The sequence below is a fragment of the Kitasatospora sp. NPDC004799 genome, assembly GCF_040609095.1.
Classification (GTDB): domain Bacteria; phylum Actinomycetota; class Actinomycetes; order Streptomycetales; family Streptomycetaceae; genus Kitasatospora.
Genome location: NZ_JBEXJK010000728.1, coordinates 1 through 1,937, shown reverse-complemented (window position 1 = coordinate 1,937; position 1,937 = coordinate 1). Strand labels below are relative to the sequence as shown.

At 79.6% G+C, this 1,937-nt stretch carries 1 protein-coding gene; it reads right to left on the bottom strand.

All coding sequences use genetic code 11. The annotated features are described in order from the left end of the window. Positions 1 to 229: 229 nt before the first annotated feature. Positions 230 to 1,714, bottom strand: coding sequence for a hypothetical protein (locus ABZW03_RS40300; RefSeq protein ID WP_355269777.1), 1,485 nt, complete (start codon positions 1,712 to 1,714; stop codon positions 230 to 232). Positions 1,715 to 1,937 lie beyond the last annotated feature (223 nt).

The window sequence follows — 1,937 nt, the reverse complement described above, 5'->3', positions numbered from 1 at the left end:
AACCGCGGTGGGCGATCACCTGGACGTGCGGCACGGTGCGGGCCGGGGTCGAGGAGAGGTCTGGCCAGGCTGCGGTGCGACGGGCTGTGGCTGGACGGGCTGGGGCGCGACCGGGCCCGGCTGGTACCCGTGCGGCGGGGCGACCGGGCCGGTCGCCGGCGCGGGCGCGGACACCGGCGCGGCCCAGGGCAGGGCGGCCGGATCGGACGCGGGTCGCTGGTGCAGGGGGCTACCGCGCACGGAGCACCTCCCCGGGGTCGTGCGGGTACGGCCCGCTCGCATCGTCCTGACGGTCCGTCACAACCGGTTGCTGGAGCGGGTACCGGTCGTCCGGTTCGCCGTAGGGGGCGGACTGGACGTGCGCCGGGAACGGTGCCGGCGCGGCCGGCTGCGGCGCCAGCCCGGCCAGCGGCGCCACCGGACCGGTGGTGATCACCGGTGGCGCGGGCTGCGGCGGGGTGTACGAGGGCTGCTCGCCCTCGGCCGCCCCGTAGCCCGACCGGCCGTACCCGGACCGGCCCTGCCCGGACTGGCCGTGGGCAGCAGCGCCGTACGCACCGGGCGGGTACGCGGTCCGGCCGTGGCCGCCCGGCCCGTACCCGGACTGGCCGTACCCCGGCTGGGCGTACCCCGACTGGCCGCCCGACCCGTACGCCGACTGCCCGTACGGGCCCGGCGCGGGAGCAGGGACCGGCCCGGCCGCGGGCATCGACGGCTGCGGCGCCATCGGCACCGGCGGGGTCGGCATCGGTGCGGCCGGCACCGGGCCCATCGGCGCCGGGCCCATCGGCACCGGGCCCATCGGCACCGGGCCCGTCGGCACCGTCGGCACCGGAACCTGAGGCGTCGGCGCCCCCGCCGCGACCGGACCCGCCGCCGGGCCGCCCGCCGTCAGCTGGGCCGGCGCCGCGTCCTGCACCGCGCCCGGCGCGAGCCGCTGGCGCCGGCGGCGGATCAGCAGCTGCACCTCGTCCGCCGCCGACCGCGCCGTCCGCATCAGCTCCGAACGGATGAACCGCCGGTCGGTGGTGTCCCCGCCGTCGGAGAGCACCTTCGCCGTCCGGGCGGCGTGCGGCAGCACCCCGAGCACCGGCAGCCCGAGCTCGCGGGAGACCTCCGCCCGGGTGTACGGGCCCTCGGCGACCAGCAGCAGCCCGAGCGCGTCCGCCCCGGTGCCGGCCGAGGCGAGGTCCTCGGCCAGGGCGGCGAGCCGGGGCCGGACCGAGCTCAGCCCGCGCAGCGTGGTGCGCACGGTCGCCACCACCACGTCGGCGCGGCGGGCCAGCACCGCGCTGTGGCCGGTGGCGCCGGAGCGGCCGAGGTCCACGATGACGTCGTAGCCCTGCTGCTCCACGCCGTGCAGCAGTTCGGCGAGCGGCTCCCAGGTGTAGGCGAGGCCGGGCGCCTGGGTGGGGTCGGTCAGCCCGGGCAGCAGCAGCCGTTCGGCGTTGCCCTCGGGCGAGAGGTCGATCAGCTGCTCCCAGATGGTCTGCGCGAGCAGCCCGCGCCGGTCGGCGACGGCCAGGTTGCGCAGCCCGTACACCGCCTCGACCCGGCCCTCCAGGGCGCCGGCGAGCACCGCGCCGCCGTCCGGGTCGGCCTCGACCAGCAGGATCCGCCGGCCGGGCGGCAGCGGCCAGGACAGCAGCAGTGCCAGGGCGGTGGTGGTCGCGCCCGGCGCGCCCGGGCCGCCGACCACCGCGATCACGGCCATCAGGCGCCGCCCGTCGCGGCCGGGGCCCCCGGCGCGGCGGCACCGCCGGGGGTAGCGGCGCCCGGCGCGGTGGCTCCCGGGCTGGTGGCCGCGGGGTTGCCGGCGGCGGGGTTGGCGGCCCCCGGATTGCCCGCATCTCCCGGGCGGTGTGGGACCGGTGGGACGAGATCACCCCGCGAGCGCCGTCAGCCCGTCCAGCGCCGGCTCGTTCAGCAGGTTGACC